Origin of the sequence: Streptomyces sp. NPDC051740 (assembly GCF_044453165.1) — a bacterium.
In the GTDB taxonomy this organism is placed as follows: domain Bacteria; phylum Actinomycetota; class Actinomycetes; order Streptomycetales; family Streptomycetaceae; genus Streptomyces; species Streptomyces atrovirens.
In genome coordinates, this window is the sequence record NZ_JBITCL010000029.1 from 21,478 (window position 1) to 38,245 (window position 16,768).

A 16,768-nucleotide genomic window follows, 5' to 3' on the forward strand; every position below is an offset into this window, starting at 1 on the left:
CCCGCTGCTTCAGGGCGCTGTCGAGGCGTCGCTCGTCACCTTCCTTTTCGGGGGATGTCCATCCCGGACCGCCGGCCGCAGGAAACGGATCACGGGGCGGTCGGGGACATGGGTGACCTCGGCGCGAACGCCGTAGACCTGTTCGATGAGAGCGGGAGTGAGGACCTCGGCCGGGGTGCCCTCCGCGACGGTGCAGCCGTCGTGCAGGACGAGCAGGCGGTCGCAGTACATCGCGGCGAGGTTGAGGTCGTGCAGGGCGATCACCGTGGTGACGGGCAGGCTCGCCACGAGGTCCAGCAGGTCGAGCTGGTGCTGGATGTCGAGGTGGTTGGTGGGTTCGTCGAGGAGGAGTTCGCGGGGTTCCTGGGCGAGGGCGCGGGCGATCTGGGCGCGTTGGCGTTCGCCACCGGAGAGGGTGTGCCAGGACTGGTCGGCCCGGTCGGTCAGTCCGGTGCGCCGCAGAGCCTCGGCAACGGCTTCCGCGTCGGCCGCCGTCGGCGGCGACCAGGCGCGGCGGTGCGGGATGCGGCCGAGGGCGACGACGTCCCGGACGGTCAGTTCGGTCTGGGTGTGGGCGTGCTGCTCGACGGTGGCGATCCGGCGGGCGGTGGCGCGGCGGCCGACCTCGGCGAGCGGGCGCCCGTCCAGCGTCACGACTCCGGCGGTGGGTGCGAGGACCCCTGCCATCAGCCTCAACAGCGTGGACTTTCCCGAGCCGTTGGGGCCGAGTAGGCCGACGGTCTCGCCGGGGCGCAGGGTGAGGGTGACGCCGTCGACGACGAGCCGGTCGGCGAGGCGCCGTACGACGCGGTCCGCGTCCAGGCCGGTCACGTCCTTCTCCGTCCGCGGTGGAGTACGGCCACGAACGCCGGTACGCCGATGAGGGACGTCACCACGCCCACGGGAACCTCCTGGGGATCGAGGACGGTACGGGCGAGGGTGTCCACCCACACCAGGAAGACGGCCCCGGTCAGCGCCGTGACCGGCAGCAGGCGGACGTGGCCCGCGCCGGTGAGGGCACGGGTGGCGTGCGGGAGGACCAGGCCGACGAAGCCGATCGCACCGGCACAGCTGACCAGCGCGGCGGTGAGCAGTGCGGTGGCGCAGAGCAGGACCAGGCGGGTGCGGGCGACCCGGACCCCGAGTCCGGCGGCGGCCTCGTCACCGAACGCGAAGGCGTCCAGCGTGCTCGCGTACCCGAGGCAGACGACGAGGACCACCGTCAGGACGGCGGTGCAGAGCAGCACCTGTCCCCAGTCGGCGCCTGTGAGCGAGCCGAGCAGCCAGAACAGCACGCCCCGGGTGGTCTCCGCGTCCGCCGAGGTGAGGACGATGAAGGAGGTCAGCGCCGAGAACAGCTGCATGGCCGCGACCCCGGACAGGACGACCCGGTCGGTGCTGCCGCCGAGGGTGTGGCTGAGCAGCAGCACAAGCGCGAAGGAGAGCAGCGCCCCGAGGAAGGCACCCGCCGACAGGGACACCACCCCGCCGCCCACCCCCAGCACGACCACGGCGACCGCACCCGTCGAAGCGCCTGAGGACACCCCGAGGACGAAGGGATCGGCCAGCGGATTACGCAGCAGCGACTGCATCACCGCCCCGCACACCGCGAGCCCGGCGCCGCACACGGCGGCGAGGAGGGTGCGGGGCATGCGCAGGTTCCATACGATGCCGTCCCGCAGCGGTGCCGGCGTGCTCTCGCCGAGGCCGAGATGGGCCGCGACGGACGCCCAGACGTCACCGGTGGAGATGTCGGCGGGGCCGATCGTCACGGCCACGGCGATCGACGCGAGCAGCGCGGCCAGTCCGCCGGCCGGCGGCAGCAGGGTGCGGACGCTCACTCGGCGAGCCCGAAGCCGCGCAGACCGGCCGCGACCTTCTCGATGCCCTCGATGGTGCGGATGGACGGGTTCATCGCCTGCCCGCTCAACAGGACGTACCGCTTCTTCCTCACGGCGGCCAGATTGCGGGTGGCGGGGTTGGTCTCCAGGAAGCGTATCTTGGCCGCGGCGGTCTCGGCGGTCTGCTGCTTGCGGGTCAGGTCGCCGATCACGATGACGTCGGGGTCACGGTCGGCGACGGTCTCCCAGTTGATCTGGGGCCATTCGTCGTGGGTGTCCGCGAAGGCGTTCTCGGCACCGACGGCGCGGGTGATGGCGCCGGGCGCGCCACAGCAGCCGGCGAGGTAGGGCGACTGGGAGTTGGCGAACCAGTACATGAGGGAGACGTCGGATGCGTGCAGTCCGGCGGTGGCCGTGCTCACCCGGTTCTTCAGCGAGGCGACGAGCTTCTCGCCGCGCTCCTCCACGCCGAACGCGCGGGCCAAGTCGCGTATCTCGCCGTAGACGGCGTCGAGGGTGAGCGGTTCGCTGCGCGATCCGTCACCGCCGCTGTCATTGTCCTTGCCCTCGGAGCAATCGGACGGCGAGACGTACGTGGGCACGCCCAACTCCTCGAACTGCTCGCGGGTGGCGACCCCGCCCTTGCCGAGGGTGGAGACGAACGAGGCGGTGACGAGGTCGGGTTCGGCGCCCAGGACCTTCTCGAAGGAGGGGTTGTTGTCGGCGAGACGCGGCACGGACGCGTTGGCCTTCTCCAGCCCCTTCATCACCGGGTCGGTCCAGGTCGCCGTACCGGCCATGCGGTCGGCGAGTCCCAGGGAGAGCAGAATCTCCGTGGTGCCCTGATTGAGGGAGACGGCCCGCTTCGGCACCGACTTCAGGGTGACCTCGTCACCGCAGTTGTCCAACGTCACCGGGTAGCCGGCGACGGAGGTCTCCTCGGGCTTCGCGTCATCGTCGCCGGAGGAGCCGCAGGCGGTGAGCGGCAGGGCGGACGCGAGGAGGAGCGCCGCGGTGCGGAGAAGGGCGGGGGTACGGAGCACGGGCATGCCTCCGGGGTCGGGGCTCGTACGCGGAGCCTGGCCTACGGACGTCCCTCCGCGCCGGGGCGCGAAGGTGCCAGCAGGTCTTCGGACTCGGGTTCGTCCGGCCGGAGCGCCTTCCCGGTCTCCCAGTGGCGTCGTGCCCCGCCCGTCCCCCTCACCGCTGCGCGTCAGTTCCGGATTCGCACCGGATTCCCTGGCCTCGGGTGTGGCTCGACTGGCCCATGGAGACTATCAAGTCCGTCGTACGGTCAGCTCGTGCGCTCGGTCACGATCACCTACAACGTCATCGAGGCGATCGTCGCCCTGACCGCCGGTACCCTCGCGTCCTCCACCGCTCTGATCGGCCCCGGCCCCGGCCGTGGCTGCGGAGGCCGACGGGCACGGCGGCCCGCCCGGCTGTTCCTGCTGTTCGTGAACATTCCGTCACGGGCCCGCCCTTCGCTCGCTCGCCCCGCTGATACTGGCCGGGCAGCGGTCGGAGCGCGGGGGGTGTTGGCGGTGCCGGCCTCGGCTCGGGTGTCGTGCTCGCGCATCCACGTTATGCAGACCTGCCGCCCGCGAACTGCCCGGCGTTGCGCCGGACCGGGCGGTGGCCGGACCTCTGATCAGCGTCTCCGACGGCACCTCCCGGGCCCGGTGACACCACCCCCCAGGTCATCCGTTCGACAGGAGGACACAATCATGCCGGGCCCGGAGGCCAGCGGCCCCGTTGCGGGACCGCAGAAAACACAACGGGGGCCGGGTGGAGTGGACGGTGTGGGCGGGCTTGTCGGCCTGCCTGCCGACCGCGATGGTGACCGCGCCGGTCGGGGTGTCGGGGCCGTGTTCCTCCTTCCGGTTCACCTGAGCGTCTTCGCCGTGCCTAATCCGGCGATCACGTCGACGAATCCGCTGTTCAACATGGTGGCCGGGCCGGGCGCCCTGTGGCGGTACCGCCACGACAGCGCTCTGCGCGACGGCCTGGCCCGGCGCCAGGCCGCCGGAACCCTGCCCGGCGTCGTCCTCGGCACCGCGATCCGCGTCCTCGCCCTCCCCGGCCCCGGCGTCTCCCGGCTGCTGACCGCCGCCCTGCTGCTGCCGCTCCGCCCATGGCTGTGCACCGGCACCCTCACCGCGGCCACACGCCGGCCGGCCGCCAAAGCGGAGCCGTCCCCGGCCGCGCCCACCGCGCTCGCCCTCGCGGTCGGGATCATCGGCGGGGTCTACGGCATCGGCGGCGGCTCCCTGCCCGGGCCGATCCTCGCCGCCCGCGGCGTGCCCATGGCCCGCATCGCACCAGCCGCTCTCGCCGCCACGTTCACCACCTCACTCGTCGGGGCCGCCTACGCGCTGCTGTCGCTGCTCGGCTCCGGCGACGTCGCCCCCACTCGCCGCCCGGCCTCGCCTGCGGGCTCGGCGGCCTGGTCGGCGGCTATCTCGGCACCCACCTCCGGCCCCGCCTGCCCGAGACCGCGCTGCGCCTGCTCCTCGGCACACCCGTCTTCACGGCCGGCATCGAGATCGACGACACCATCGCGGACGTCCTCTGTGGGACGTCATGTGATTCCCCATCAGCAGCATCAACTTCCCCATCCAAACGTCCGGGCATGGCGCCGGGTGCCGTCCGCGCCCCCGACCGCACAATCATCGCGCCGGCTCACGGCAACCTCCGTATCCTGGCGCCATGACGGACGAGGAAGAGCCGAGGTTCTCTGTGAACCGCTGGGGCGGCACGTCGGACCCGGCTACGGGCCCACGAAGCGGTGGCCCGTGAACGGGAATCATGAGCATCGCCTATTGGATCGTCGCGGGACCCCTCGCTCTCTTCCACCTCTACGCGGGCACGCCGAAGACGGTCCGCAGCCGCGATCAGCTCCGACCGATGACGGCCTGGGTCGACCACGTGTCCTCGCCCGCCCTCAGGACGCTGGGGACGGTCGAAGTACTCGGCGCGACCGGCCTGGTCCTGCCCCCGCTGACGGGTACCGCGCCCTGGCCGGCGTCGGCCGCGGCCCTCTGCTTCGTCCTCCTGCGGATCGGTGCGATCGCCGTCCACCTGGCCGGCGAGGACCGCAGGAACGCACTCGACGTCGGACTCGTCGTCACCGCCGCCGTGACCACCTGGGCGGCCACCGGGCTGTGATCGAGCGACGTCGGTGACGTCCATGCGGCGGTGCGGGGCCGGCGGTGGTTGCGGTGGACGTTCCGGAGCGCGACCGTCCGGGCCCGTTCCTCTTCACGGGTTCAGGTGCCGACGTGGAGGGCGCCGGCCTCGGCGCCTCGGCCGGCCGCGACGGTGGTGCGGAGGGGGAACGCGATGAGCAGCGCGACAGCGACCAGGATCCCGCTCGCCCACAGTGGCCCGAGGTTCCCGGCCGTGGTGTTGAGGGTGGCCGCGGCGATGAGGGGGCCGACGGCGGCGCCGGCGTTGAGGGCGGCGGTCGCGTAGGAGCCGGCCATGGTGGGGGCTCCTGCCGCCTCGTAGAGGACCCGTGTGATCAGCGTGCTGCCCAGCGCGAACGACAGCGCGCCCTGGACGAGGACGAGGGCGAGCAGGGCGACCGGCTCGTCGGCCAGTACGGCCAGCACCGGCCAGCCGAGGAGCAGCAGCGGACCGCCGACTGCGAGGACCAGGGCGGGGCGCTCGTCGGACAGCCGTCCGGCAACGGTGACACCCACGAAGGAACCGGCGCCGAAGGACACCAGAGCGACAGAGATCCACAGCTCGCCCAGCCCGGCGGTGTCGGTCACCACGGGGGCGAGGAAGGTGAGGCTCGCGAAGGTCGCCGCGTTCACCAGCGCGCCGAGCAGCATCACCAGGAGCAGCCGCGGCCTGGCGAGCTGGGCGAGCTCCGTTCGCAGGGCCGGCCCGCCGGTCGCCTCTTCCTTCACACGTCCTGCCGGGATCCCCCTCAGGATGCCGAGAGCCGCGGGCAGGCAGAGAGCGGCGACAGCCCAGAACGTGGCCCGCCAGCCGAGCAGCGTGCCGAGTAGCGACCCACCGGGGACACCGGCGATCGTGGCCGTCGTCGTGCCCGACAGCAGCACGGCCAGCGCACGTCCCTTCCTGTCGGGCGGGACCAGCGTGGCGGCAGCCGTCAGAGCGACCGCGAGGAACGCTGCGTTCGCGAGCGCGGCGACGACCCGGGTGGCGAACAGGACCGGGAAGCTCGTGGTGACGGCGCCCACGGCGTGAGCTGCCGCGAAAACGAGGATGAAACCGAGAAGGCTGGAGCGTCTGGGCCAGTTGCGGGCAAGCGCGGCCACCAGGGGGGCGCCGACGGCCATGCCGACCGCGAAGGCCGGGGTGAGCGTGCCCGCTGTCCCGACGGTGATGTCGAGACCTGAGGCGATGTCCGGCACCAGGCCGGCGAGCATGAACTCCGAGGTGCCCATGGCGAAGACCGCCAGGGCGAGCAGGTACAGCGGGAAGGGCATCGAGTGGCTCCGGGGTGAGGAGAAGCACGAGAAGGTCATCTCGTCACCGCGGTCAGCCCCGAGCGCACACTCGTCCCACCGCGGAGCGCGGCGCGACGGCAGGGCTACGAGCTCAGTGGTTCAGGGGGCTGACGGCGTGACCGAAAGCCCCCACCTTGTCCGACTCAGGACTCGACATGGCCCGCACACTATCCGACCGGTGCCCGTCGAGGCACCTTGGTTTCACCGGGATCGGCCCATGCCACCGGCGTCGTCTCCCGCACCCGCTTTGCCGCGCGCCGGCGCCTTCACCGTTCCGACCCGCACATACGCACCAAGGGTGAATTCATGGGATGTGCGGACTGCGCGGCGTCGAATGCTGTCAGTCTGCCGTTGATGACCGTAAGACGGTGGCGGCGTCACTGGACGACGCCTCCTCCACCGCGCGACGGCATCCGTGTGGGTCGCTGAGAGGGGCGGGCGTGACAGCGGAGCAGTCCACGACCGAACGACCCGCTTCCCGTCCTGCCGCCGCCGAGGGCACGGCGCCGCCGGGGCCGCGTGAGGTGCCGCGTCACGTCGCGTGTGTGATGGACGGAAACGGCCGGTGGGCAGCAGAGCGATCGCTCCCACGAACCTCCGGTCACCGTGCCGCGGAGGCAACGGTGATCGACGTCATCGAGGCGGCGCGGGCGGCCGGAGTGGGCTGGCTGAGTCTGTTCGCGTTCTCCACCGAGAACTGGCGCCGCCCGGACGCCGAGATCGAATTCCTCATGCACCTGGTGCGCCGGGTGGTACGCAAGCACGCCCCGTTGCTGCACGCGCGGGGCGTCCGCTGCCGCTTCCTCGGCATGACCGATCCCCGCATCCCTCCCGGACTGGCCCGGGACATCGCCGACCTGACGACGCTGACCGGCCGGAACCGGCAGATGACGCTGACCGTCGCCTTCGATCACGGCGGCCGCAGGGACATCGTGGAGGCCGCACGGTCGCTGATCCGCAGCGGCGTGCCGCCCGAGGCCGTAACGGAGGAGAGCTTCGCCGCTCATCTGCCCTTTCCCGACACCCCCGATGTCGACCTGGTCATCCGCACCTCCGGTGAACAGCGCATCTCCAACTTCATGCTCTGGCAGGTCGCCTACGCCGAATGGGTCTTCCCGCCGGCGCTGTGGCCCGACTTCCGCGCGTCCGACTTCTTCGAGTGCCTGCACGCCTACCGGCAGCGCGAGCGCCGCTTCGGCGGCGTACTGCCGAACCAGAACGGAGAAAGCCGATCGTGACGACCGCAGACAGCCCCCAGTCCCCCACCGCTGGTGCCGGCACAGGGGGCCACGGAACTGGGGATCGCGACTTCGGAGGAGAGCCCCTGTTCGGTCCTGGCTCACAGTTCCACACGCTCTTCAACGACCCGCGCTGGGCGTTGGCCATGATTCGGGCAACCGTGCTCGAAGCCGCGCACCCGCAGATCGGCGCCGCCCTGATCGAGAACTCCACCTTCGTCGTCCATCCCTGGCGGCGACTGAGCAACACCTTCATGAGCCTGCGGCGGATGTTCGGTGCCGACGACCACGTACGGCAGAGGGAGGCGACCCGGCTCAACCGCATGCACGCACGGCTGCACGGCACCGACGCACGAGACCGGCCCTACGACGCGATGGACCCGGGTGTGCGTGCCTGGGTGGTGGCGACCATGTTCGAAAGCGCCGTCACCATGTGCCGGCTCAGCGGACAGCCCCTCGAACAGAAGACCATGGAGCGGCTGTACACCGAGTTCCAGGCCTTCCTGGCCGCGATGGGCGACGAAGCCGGCCATCTTCCGCCCACCCTGGACGAGTTCTGGCCCTACTACGACCGGGTGGTCGCAGAGGAGCTGGAGAACACCGAGGCGATGCGGATCATCCTGTACAAGCTCTTCGACCACCTCCCCGCGCCACCCGTACTGAACGGCTTTCCCGCCCTGTGGGCGACCGGCCGGGCCGTCGCCGGCCCTCTCATCGGGGCGATCACCGTGGCGTCCCTGCCGGAGCCGTTCCGGCGGCGAGCCGGTCTGCCCGAGATCGTGGGAGTCCAGCCCCTGATGCAGGGTGCGTACCTGGCGGCCGGTCTGGCCCGTTTCCTGCCCGAAGGGTGGATCCAGGCCGAAAGCATCGCCGAACTGCTGTCGCTCTCCCCCGACAGCGACGATCCCCGCGCGAGGACGATCGCCGCCCTGCGGGACCGGATGAAGCAGGCCGGCGCCCTCATGCGCCTCATCGCCCCGCTCCCCCCGGAACCGGAACCCGCCGCGGCCACCACGGCGCGGCGCAGCGCGGAGGAGTTCTTCACCGACGTCCTCGACCAGACCGGCGACGGATACCTGGACTGGCCCGACCTCGCCGCCATGGCCCGCGAGCTCGCCAGCCGGCTCGACCTGGACGAGCCCGAGGAGACCCGGCTCTACAACGCCTACGCCGACTGGTGGCGCGAACTGCAGACGGCCCTCGACACCGACGGCGACGGCCGCGTCAGCGCCCGCGAGTACGCCGCCGCCGTCCCGTCGCTCGCCGGTCCCGCGCTGATCAGGGTCGCCGAAGTCCTCTTCGACGTGACCGACAAGAACGGTGACCAGAGCATCGACGCCGACGAGTACCGGGCCCTGTTCCGGACCGCTTTCCACCGCGACATCACCAGTGCCGACGAGACGTACGGCCGCAGCGCCTTCATCAACGACTTCCTGTCCTTCATGTCCGCACGCCGGCGCACCACCCCCTACGACCCCCTCCTCGCCGAAGCATGACCGCCCGCGGCCGAAGACGCCGCCTCCCGGTACGGGCAGGGCCGCCGGTGCGGCGCGGCGGGGCGGGCGTCGGACCCGATCGTCCTCGGTCGGCTGTCGTCCCCGGACGGTGGACGCCCGGCAGCCCGGTGTGATCGGTCAGCACGCGCTGCCGGTGAGCAGCGCCTCCACGGTCGAGAGCGCATTCCACTCGGGGTCGAGGCCGGTCAGCCGCTCGGCGGCCCGGCGCCAGGCCGCCGGGCCGGTGCCGAGTCCGGTGCGCACGAGGTCCGTCAGGAGGGCGCGGGCTTCGGCGGCCCGGGGTGGGGCGTCCGTGCGGCGGGCGGCGGCGCCGAGGCAGGTGAGCAGCCGTACGTCCTCGGGAACGCCGTCCAGGCGGACGATGTCCCGCCAGTACGGGAGGGGCTCCTCGGCATGGGCTGCTTCGAGGGCGGCCCAGTCCACACTCTCGCCCGGCGGGAGGGACTCGACGAGATGACGTGCGTGCGGGGCGTGCCGGGTGCGCCGCAGCTTCCGGATGAGTTTCTCCGGCGCCAGTTCGCGGTCGAGCCGGGCACGCAGGACGGCGACGGGGTCGGCGGACGCCAGGGCCTTCGCGCATACGGTGGTGGCGGAGCACCCCAGCACGTCCCGTCCCGCGAGCCGCGCCAGCCGGCCGGCGCCGCCGTGCTCGAACAGCCTCGGGCAGCCGAGCCGTTGATGTCCGAGGCCGAGCCGCGAGCCCTCTCTCGCCAGAAGCTCCTCCACAAGGTCGGGTTCGGTGGAGCACAGCCACATCAGACCGCCGGCCGGCGGCGGGGCGCCCTCGGCACGCCGGTCGGCCGGCACCCGGGCCCCCAGGGACGGCCGCCCGGTGCCGGGCCGGGACCGGGTCACGATCCGGTGGACGGCGGGCCGGGGGCTCCAGTGCCGCAGCGGGGCGAGGTCGACCTCGGGGTCGTCGAGGTCGACGAGACGCTCCACCGCGCCACTGCGCTCCACCCAGCGGGACCGGGCGGCCAGGACGCACAGCGCGTCGCGGTCGCGGTCCACGAGCAGCCGGTCGAGGACGGCGCGTGGTGTGCGGTCGTGGCGCAGCACCGCGGTTGCGATCACGGGACTACGGAGACTGCGCGATGCGGCCCGCGTGGCCCGTCAGCCGGGCACAGACCCGCGGCGTCCGCGGAACCGCTTTCTCACGTTTCTCGCGCAGGACGAAGAAGGGTGCCGGCCCCGGCCACGGGAGGGCACCCCGCCGGAAGCCATCCGTCGAGGCGCGGCAGCGCTGCGGCACCCCGATGCGGTCCGGTGTCTCTCTGCGGAACGAGGTGACCGGTCTGCGGCGGCAGCCGAAGGACACCGGGCTGGAACCGCGGATTGCCGCCTTGTCCCGGAGGAGCGACTTCATTCCGTTGAAGAGCTTCTCCGTGAGGGCACTCTCGGGGCGTCCCTCATGGAGGTCCTCGATGCGGCGGACCGGACGGTTTCCGTGCCCGAACCCTTGCGGCCGGTCGGCTGGCCTGTCACCGGCCCGCGCAGGGCCATTGCGGGCGGACCCGTCACGTCGGACGCCTTCCGGCTGCCGGACACGAGGGTACGACGGCCTGGCGGACGCGCTCTCGGGGACACTGTCCTCGGCAGCACGCCCACGGATGTCCGGCCGGAGGCGGTTCGAAAGCCGCCTGCGCGGACGTCCGGGGCCGGGACGGCACGCTCATTCCCCCCTCGCGGTCTCGGCCACGGGGCGTCGCCCGTACCCGTTCAGGGCGAGTGCCGCCGCTTCGCCCCGTGAGCTGACCTCGAGTTTCTTCAGCACGCCGGTGACATGGAACTTGACGGTGCTCTCGGTGACCCCGAGTGCGTCCGCGATGGCCTTGTTCCGTTTGCCTTGCGCGAGGAGCTGCAGGACCGCCCGTTCCCGCGGGTTGAGGCTCGACAGTCTCGCCTCACCGGGTCGCGGGGCCGGCGGGTCGAGAGGGAGGGTGATCGCGGCCCGGCTCCCCCAGCCCGACACGGCGTCGAGGTCGACCGTGGCGCCGAGCGCGCGTGCGCGGCCGTCGAGCTGGCGTGCCAGCGTGTGCACGTCCACGTGCCCGGATTCCTGCTCCCGCACGTCGATCTTCAGCGACGTGCCGTCACAGGTCCAGGCGACGCGCAGGCGCGGCGGACACGGTTGCGCGGTGAAGGCCAGCACTGCGGACCGTGTCATCGCACGGGCGGCGTGGGCGACTTCTCCCGGCAACGGCGGCGTCGCTCTGGCCGGCGGCACGAATTCGACGCGCGTCCGGTGATGCTCGAGCAGGTGCCGAACGTCCCTGCGCAGCTTCGTGAATGCGGCCGGGGCCGGCTCGTCGGTCAGGGCGAGGTCGGACTTCTGTGCGGAGCGCAACGCCACCAACGCGACGGAAGCGGACTCGGTCGCGGCCAGGCGGGCATGGCGGTCGTCGAGCGCGGTGGCGCGCAGCGTGTTCAGGATGGCGACCAGGGCGCTCTCCTGCGCCGCCGCCATCTCGGTGATGGTGCGGGCCCGCTCGCTGGAGGCCGCGCGTGACTCGGCAAGGTAGTCCGGGCTCGCCTGCGCGACCTGCTGCCTGATCGAGGTCGCGACGATCCCGAAGAAGGCCGACAGGGCCACGGGGTGCGGGAGGTGCTTGCGGGAGGCGCGCGGCACGAGGACGAGCAGCGTGTCCACCGGGTCGCGGACGGCCCAGACGGTGCGGGCGACCCCGCCGATCACCGCCGTGGTGCTCCGGGACCGGCCGGGCTCGACGAGGGCCTTCAGCTGCTCGAGTTCGTCGATCGTGACCTTGTTGACCATTTCGGCCGCGCCGGCGACCTTTCGCGGTCTGCCGGTGCACTCTCTGGTGAAGACGACGAGCGCGGTGTGCGGCCACCGGTCCGACAGAAAGCGGGAGAACCTGGGCGCGATCTCGTGCAGGGGCCCCTCGATGACCTCTCGCAGCACGAGAAGATCCGCTTCTTGTGGTGTCTTGATGTCGAGCATTCCCGGCACCCTAGCCGGTCCACCACCTGGCCGGAAGTCGAGGTTTCACTGGTCCGTCGCACAGGTCGCCCGCAGTCGCCGCGGAGCTAACGTCGCGGAGTGCACGCGTCAGCGCGCGTGCGTCGTTACCGACTGATGAGGGATGCAGCTCAGATGCCACAGCAGGTCCGCGGTGTGATTGCCCGTTCCAAGGGAGCTCCGGTCGAGCTCACCGACATCGTGGTCCCGGATCCGGGACCGGGTGAGGTCGTCGTCGCGATCGCCGCGTGCGGCGTGTGCCACACGGATCTGACCTACCGCGAAGGCGGTATCAACGACGAGTTCCCGTTCCTCCTCGGCCACGAGGCCGCCGGCACCGTGGAGAGCGTCGGCGAAGGTGTCGAGTCGGTCAGGCCCGGCGACTTCGTCGTCCTGAACTGGCGTGCCGTGTGCGGGCGGTGCCGGGCCTGCAAGCGCGGGCGCCCCCAGTACTGCTTCGACACGTTCAACGCGAGCCAGAAGATGACCCTGACCGACGGGACGGAACTCACCCCGGCGCTCGGCATCGGCGCTTTCGCGGACAAGACCCTGGTGCATGCCGGACAGTGCACCAAAGTGGACCCGTCCGCGGACCCCGCCGTCGCGGGTCTGCTCGGCTGCGGTGTCATGGCCGGTCTGGGCGCCGCCGTCAACACCGGCGGGGTGAGCCGCGGGGACTCGGTGGCGGTCATCGGCTGTGGCGGCGTGGGCGACGCGGCCGTCGCCGGGGCGCGGCTGGCGGGCGCCTCGAAGATCATCGCGGTGGACCGGGACGAGAAGAAGCTGGCCTGGGCGGTCGATCTGGGCGCCACGCACACGGTCAACGCCAAGGAGACCGACGTCGTCGCTGCGATCGCCGAGCTGACGGGCGGCTTCGGCGCCGACGTCGTCATCGACGCGGTCGGCCGGCCCGAGACGTGGAAGCAGGCGTTCTACGCACGGGACCTTGCGGGCACCGTCGTGCTGGTGGGCGTGCCCACGCCGGACATGAAACTGGACATGCCGCTGCTCGACTTCTTCTCCCGCGGCGGTGCGCTGAAGTCGTCCTGGTACGGCGACTGCCTCCCGGAGCGGGACTTCCCGATGCTCGTGGACCTGTACCTGCAGGGCAGGTTGCCGCTGGAGAGGTTCGTCTCGGAGCGCATCGCGCTCGGAGAGGTCGAGAATGCCTTTGACACCATGCACGCCGGCGAGGTGCTGCGTTCGGTGGTAATCCTGTGAGCGGTCTGCGTGTCGAGCACGTGGCCACCTCCGGTGTCTTCGCCCTCGACGGCGGCACCTGGGAGGTCGACAACAACGTCTGGCTCGTCGGGGACGACCACGAGGTCGTGGTCGTCGACGCGGCACACGACGAGCAGACGATCATCAAGGCGGTAGGGGAACGCAACGTCGTGGCCATCGTGTGCACACACGGCCACAACGACCACGTCACCGTCGCGCCGCAGCTGTCCCATGAGCTCCAGGCACCGGTCCTGCTGCACCCCGGCGACCGGGAACTGTGGGAGATGACCCACCCGGGCCGGGCATTCGGGCACGCGAGCGACACGCAACGCGTTGACGTGGCCGGCACCGCGCTCGAGGTGATCCACACCCCGGGACACTCCCCCGGATCCGTCTGCCTGCACCTGCCCGAAGCCAAGGTGCTGTTCACCGGGGACACACTGTTCTCGGGCGGTCCCGGAGCCACCGGCCGTTCGTTCTCCGACTTCCCGACCATCATCGGGTCCCTTCGCGACAGGCTGTTCACGCTGCCCGAGGACACCCGCGTCCACACCGGACACGGCGACGGCACCACGATCGGCGCCGAGGCACCGCACCTGGCCGAATGGATCGCACGCGGATACTGAGCCGGCTCCGGGCCGGGAAGCGGGGAAGGCGCTGTCGTCGCCTTCGCCCGCTTCCCGGCCCGCACGGCAACACCGTTCGATCCACCACCGAGAGGGAGCCGCTACCCAGGCACCCGGCTCCCGGCCCCTCATTCCCGCGCGGCTTCCCCCGATCCAGCGCCGCATTCCGGCAGCGGACCGTTGGTCACCGCCACCACCGCCGACGGCGTACGCGTCCTGACGTCGGCCGGGGAGATCGACCACGACAGCGGCGAGACGCTCCGCCGGGCCCTGGACGTCTCCACCACCGGCCGGTCCCGCATCGTGGCCGGCCTGCGGCAGGTCACCTTCATGGACTCCGGCGGCATCAACATCCTCCTCACCGCCCACCGGCCGCTCGCTCATGTGCTGACTCCCGGGCTGAGAACCCGAGAGAAACGCACCCCGTATACAAGCGCCGTCGGCCGCTGCGGCAGCGCCCCGAAGCCCTCGCCCTCAGCCGTCCGAGCAGATCGGTCCGTGACCACACCCCCGCCGGCGCCTTCCCCGCGCTCGCCCGACAAGCAGACCGGCTGTGCCGACGTCACGAGTTCGAGTCCAGGAGCCGTTACGGGCCATGCCGTCGTCGTCAGCGCGTCCGCGCCGGGCGGCCGATACCCGGCGGCAGCGGTTCTGGTCAGCGGATGTCATGGTCAGGATGATCCTGGTCGTACGCGCGCCGTGCCTCGGCGATGTCGGCGCGGTGGGCAAGCGACCAGTCGGCGAGCGCCTTGACCAGGTGGGTCAGACCGGCCCCGGTCTCGGTCAGGCGGTAGTCGACCTGGGCCGGGACGGTCGGATACACGGTGCGCAGCACGAGGCCGTCGCGTTCGAGCCTGCGCACGGTGAGGGTGAGCATGCGCTGGGAGATGCCGTCAATGGCGCGCTGCAGTTCGCGGAACCGGCGCGGCCCGCTCGCAAGTTCGACGATCACGAACACCGACCATTTCTCGCCGATGCGGTCCAGGACGTCGCGAATGCCGCAGTCGGGGTGATCCTCCCGTCCGCAGGGGTCGAGGTCGGCGGGGGCGGTTGTCCCGGTGTGCGTGAGTGACATCGAACTGCCTTCTTGTGGCCGGTCTGCGTGCGATCAAGGATCAAGCGTAGTGACCGATGAGAACCACGACGGAAGACTGCGATTGACATGATCTTGGTGACAGGAGCAAACGGGAACCTGGGCTCGGCCACCCTCGCCGCGCTGCGGGCCCGCGGCGTCGCGGCGACGGGCGGAAGCCGTACGCCGGGCGACGGGATGCGGCGTCTCGACTTCGACGACCACGCTGATCTCGATCTCACCGGGGTGTCGACCCTGGTGCTGATCTCCGCCGGTTACGCCGAGGACGACCAGGTCGTCGGGCGGCACGCGAAGGTCCTGGACACCGCCGTCCGCGATGGCGTCGGCCATGTCGTCTACACGAGCCTGACCACGGCCGGCGACCACCTCGGTTTTGCGCCGGCGCACCGTGCCACCGAACGCCTCGTACGGGCGAGCGGATTGCCCTGGACGGTACTGCGCAACGGTCTGTACGCCGAACTCTTCGGCGGCCTGCTGATGTGGGCCGGGGACAGCATCGAGTCCCCGTTCGGGGGTGGCGCCCTGGCGGCGGTCGTACGGGAGGATCTCGCCGATGCCGCGGCGATCGTCGCGGTGAGTCCGGCAGGACACAGCGGACGCGTCTACGACCTCGTAGGTACGCCGGTCACGGCGGGCCGGGTGGCCGACCGGCTCGGGGTTCCGCACCACGTCATCGGCCTGGGCGAGTACCGGCGCAGGCTCCTGGACGAGACACCGGGGCTCCTGCCGTTCCAGCCGCCCATGCTCGCGTCGATCGCCACGGGCATCCGGCACGGCTTCCTGGACGGCACCGCTCCCGACCTCACAGACCTTCTCGGCCGCCCGGCCCGCGACCCGCTGGCCACGGCCGTCGCGGTCGTCTCCGCCACCCGCCCGAGAGCAAGCGTCTGACAGCCGTACCGCGCTCTGAGCAGCGGACCGGGTCCTCGCGACGACCGTCTCGGGAGACACCCGCACCGCAGTCGTGCCGGAGGTTCACCTCCCTTGAGATCACCCATCGCATCGTGCCGGTGATCGCCGCTCCCCCCGCCGGCCCCGGCGTCGGGAGGCCTCAGGGGCGGGGACCCAGTACTTCCAGGGCGCCGGTCTCGGTGTCGTAGCTGCGCAAGGTGGCGAGCCGGACCGACAACGGCGGCGCCGGCAGCAACTCGGGGACCCGCCGGCCGGCGAAGGCACCGGCGCGCCGGGTACGGCCGAGGGTGATGTGCGGGCTCCAGCGCCCGGGTTCGTGGAACGGGCTGAGGGTCTCGGACGGGCTGTCCGAGACCACCGCCTCCCACACCCGGCGGTGCAGGCCGACCAGCGCGGAGTCGAGGTCCAGCGCCCAGGCCAGCACCGAGGTGGGCCGCTCGAAGCGGACCACGCCGGTGAACCGCACCGGCAGCGGCAGGGCGGCAGCCACCTCGGCGAGCTCCCAGCGGATCGGGGCGGTCAGCTCCGGGCAGGTGGCCAGGGTCAGGTGCGGGCTGTTGGTCGGTGAGCGGTGGCGTGCCTGACTGGGCAGCCCCGCGTCCGCGAGCCGCCGCCAAGCCTCCCGGACCACCAGCTCCGCGGCCTCGTCCAACAAAAGCTCGACCGTGCGCACCACCGCAGCCTACCGGCGACCGACCGCGCGTTCCCCGCCGGGCCGCCGGGCCGGGGACTCGGCGGGTGCTCATCGGGTGGCCGGCCCCTGACTGCGGTGCGTCGGGCTGCTGCGCCGCCGGGCCGCCCCCGCACACCGGGCGCACTCCGTCGGCATCCTCCCGTTCCGCGCAGCGGTCCGCGC

Annotated in this window: 15 protein-coding genes, 2 pseudogenes and 1 riboswitch; of the genes and pseudogenes, 9 read left to right on the top strand and 8 right to left on the bottom strand. The window is 71.8% G+C overall.

Features of this window, described 5'->3' with window-relative positions:
- Positions 1-9 precede the first annotated feature (9 nt).
- Genes ACIA6T_RS32110 through ACIA6T_RS32120 form a run of 3 tightly spaced genes read right to left on the bottom strand, consistent with a single transcriptional unit; the run spans position 10 to position 2,890 of the window.
- The gene (locus ACIA6T_RS32110; protein WP_399450040.1) at positions 10-831 is read right to left on the bottom strand and encodes an ABC transporter ATP-binding protein; all 822 of its coding nucleotides are present in this window, start codon (positions 829-831) and stop codon (positions 10-12) included.
- Positions 828-1,841, bottom strand: coding sequence for a FecCD family ABC transporter permease (locus ACIA6T_RS32115; protein ID WP_399450041.1), 1,014 nt, complete (start codon positions 1,839-1,841; stop codon positions 828-830). The genes ACIA6T_RS32110 and ACIA6T_RS32115 overlap by 4 nt, the downstream gene beginning before the upstream one ends.
- On the bottom strand, positions 1,838-2,890 hold the full coding sequence (locus tag ACIA6T_RS32120) for an ABC transporter substrate-binding protein (protein ID WP_399450042.1): 1,053 nt from the start codon (positions 2,888-2,890) through the stop codon (positions 1,838-1,840). The genes ACIA6T_RS32115 and ACIA6T_RS32120 overlap by 4 nt, the downstream gene beginning before the upstream one ends.
- A 54-nt stretch (positions 2,891-2,944) precedes the next feature.
- Positions 2,945-3,121, bottom strand: a riboswitch (cobalamin riboswitch).
- Between the two features lie 27 nt (positions 3,122-3,148).
- On the opposite strand from ACIA6T_RS32120, the pseudogene ACIA6T_RS32125 reads away from it, so the two are divergent.
- From ACIA6T_RS32125 to ACIA6T_RS32135, 3 genes and pseudogenes are all read left to right on the top strand, one after another.
- Positions 3,149-3,238, top strand: a pseudogene (locus ACIA6T_RS32125) (cation transporter); the annotation flags it as partial.
- A gap of 391 nt (positions 3,239-3,629) precedes the next feature.
- Positions 3,630-4,380: pseudogene (locus tag ACIA6T_RS32130) on the top strand (TSUP family transporter); the annotation flags it as partial.
- 269 nt (positions 4,381-4,649) lie between these two features.
- Entirely contained in the window at positions 4,650-5,009 is a 360-nt protein-coding gene (locus ACIA6T_RS32135) for a DoxX family protein (protein WP_399450043.1), read from the top strand.
- 101 nt (positions 5,010-5,110) lie between these two features.
- On the opposite strand, the gene ACIA6T_RS32140 is transcribed toward ACIA6T_RS32135, so the two are convergent.
- Entirely contained in the window at positions 5,111-6,304 is a 1,194-nt protein-coding gene (locus ACIA6T_RS32140; RefSeq protein WP_399450044.1) for a Cmx/CmrA family chloramphenicol efflux MFS transporter, read from the bottom strand.
- 545 nt (positions 6,305-6,849) lie between these two features.
- Here ACIA6T_RS32140 and uppS point away from each other — a divergent pair.
- Positions 6,850-7,563 (top strand): polyprenyl diphosphate synthase, encoded by a 714-nt coding sequence (gene uppS / locus ACIA6T_RS32145; RefSeq protein ID WP_399450089.1) that lies wholly within the window; start codon positions 6,850-6,852, stop codon positions 7,561-7,563.
- A gap of 146 nt (positions 7,564-7,709) precedes the next feature.
- Complete coding sequence (locus ACIA6T_RS32150) at positions 7,710-9,059, top strand: oxygenase MpaB family protein (RefSeq protein WP_399450045.1); 1,350 nt, start codon at positions 7,710-7,712, stop codon at positions 9,057-9,059.
- 138 nt (positions 9,060-9,197) lie between these two features.
- Here the strand turns inward: ACIA6T_RS32150 and ACIA6T_RS32155 are convergent, their stop codons facing one another.
- Together ACIA6T_RS32155 and ACIA6T_RS32160 are read right to left on the bottom strand one after the other, a co-directional pair.
- Entirely contained in the window at positions 9,198-10,154 is a 957-nt protein-coding gene (locus tag ACIA6T_RS32155) for a hypothetical protein (RefSeq protein ID WP_399450046.1), read from the bottom strand.
- A 598-nt stretch (positions 10,155-10,752) separates the two neighbouring features.
- Positions 10,753-12,042, bottom strand: a complete 1,290-nt coding sequence (locus ACIA6T_RS32160; RefSeq protein WP_399450047.1) for a LuxR C-terminal-related transcriptional regulator — start codon at positions 12,040-12,042, stop codon at positions 10,753-10,755.
- A gap of 153 nt (positions 12,043-12,195) precedes the next feature.
- Between ACIA6T_RS32160 and ACIA6T_RS32165 the strand changes: the two genes are divergently transcribed.
- The 3 genes from ACIA6T_RS32165 (at position 12,196) to ACIA6T_RS32175 (ending at position 14,660) form a co-directional block, all read left to right on the top strand.
- On the top strand, positions 12,196-13,281 hold the full coding sequence (locus ACIA6T_RS32165) for an S-(hydroxymethyl)mycothiol dehydrogenase (RefSeq protein ID WP_399450048.1): 1,086 nt from the start codon (positions 12,196-12,198) through the stop codon (positions 13,279-13,281).
- Positions 13,278-13,907, top strand: coding sequence for an MBL fold metallo-hydrolase (locus ACIA6T_RS32170; protein WP_399450049.1), 630 nt, complete (start codon positions 13,278-13,280; stop codon positions 13,905-13,907). Before ACIA6T_RS32165 ends, ACIA6T_RS32170 begins: the two co-directional genes overlap by 4 nt.
- Before the next feature lie 180 nt (positions 13,908-14,087).
- Positions 14,088-14,660, top strand: coding sequence for an STAS domain-containing protein (locus tag ACIA6T_RS32175; RefSeq protein WP_399450050.1), 573 nt, complete (start codon positions 14,088-14,090; stop codon positions 14,658-14,660).
- On the opposite strand, the gene ACIA6T_RS32180 is transcribed toward ACIA6T_RS32175, so the two are convergent.
- On the bottom strand, positions 14,563-14,982 hold the full coding sequence (locus ACIA6T_RS32180; protein WP_399450051.1) for a winged helix-turn-helix transcriptional regulator: 420 nt from the start codon (positions 14,980-14,982) through the stop codon (positions 14,563-14,565). The two genes, ACIA6T_RS32175 and ACIA6T_RS32180, sit on opposite strands and share 98 nt — an antisense overlap.
- An 87-nt stretch (positions 14,983-15,069) precedes the next feature.
- Here ACIA6T_RS32180 and ACIA6T_RS32185 point away from each other — a divergent pair, with 87 nt between their 5' ends.
- Positions 15,070-15,891, top strand: a complete 822-nt coding sequence (locus ACIA6T_RS32185) for an NmrA family transcriptional regulator (RefSeq protein ID WP_399450052.1) — start codon at positions 15,070-15,072, stop codon at positions 15,889-15,891.
- Between the two features lie 160 nt (positions 15,892-16,051).
- Here ACIA6T_RS32185 and ACIA6T_RS32190 read toward each other — a convergent pair whose 3' ends face one another.
- The gene (locus ACIA6T_RS32190; RefSeq protein ID WP_399450053.1) at positions 16,052-16,585 is read right to left on the bottom strand and encodes a 2'-5' RNA ligase family protein; all 534 of its coding nucleotides are present in this window, start codon (positions 16,583-16,585) and stop codon (positions 16,052-16,054) included.
- Positions 16,586-16,768: the final 183 nt, after the last annotated feature.

Coding starts and splice junctions, on each gene's coding strand:
- ACIA6T_RS32185 (WP_399450052.1), top strand. CDS start 15,070: ATGATCTTGGTGACAGGAGCAAACGGGAACCTGGGCTCGGCCACCCTC.
- ACIA6T_RS32150 (WP_399450045.1), top strand. CDS start 7,710: ATGATTCGGGCAACCGTGCTCGAAGCCGCGCACCCGCAGATCGGCGCC.
- ACIA6T_RS32165 (WP_399450048.1), top strand. CDS start 12,196: ATGCCACAGCAGGTCCGCGGTGTGATTGCCCGTTCCAAGGGAGCTCCG.
- ACIA6T_RS32120 (WP_399450042.1), bottom strand. CDS start 2,890: ATGCCCGTGCTCCGTACCCCCGCCCTTCTCCGCACCGCGGCGCTCCTC.
- ACIA6T_RS32180 (WP_399450051.1), bottom strand. CDS start 14,982: ATGTCACTCACGCACACCGGGACAACCGCCCCCGCCGACCTCGACCCC.
- ACIA6T_RS32160 (WP_399450047.1), bottom strand. CDS start 12,042: ATGCTCGACATCAAGACACCACAAGAAGCGGATCTTCTCGTGCTGCGA.
- ACIA6T_RS32140 (WP_399450044.1), bottom strand. CDS start 6,304: ATGCCCTTCCCGCTGTACCTGCTCGCCCTGGCGGTCTTCGCCATGGGC.
- ACIA6T_RS32135 (WP_399450043.1), top strand. CDS start 4,650: ATGAGCATCGCCTATTGGATCGTCGCGGGACCCCTCGCTCTCTTCCAC.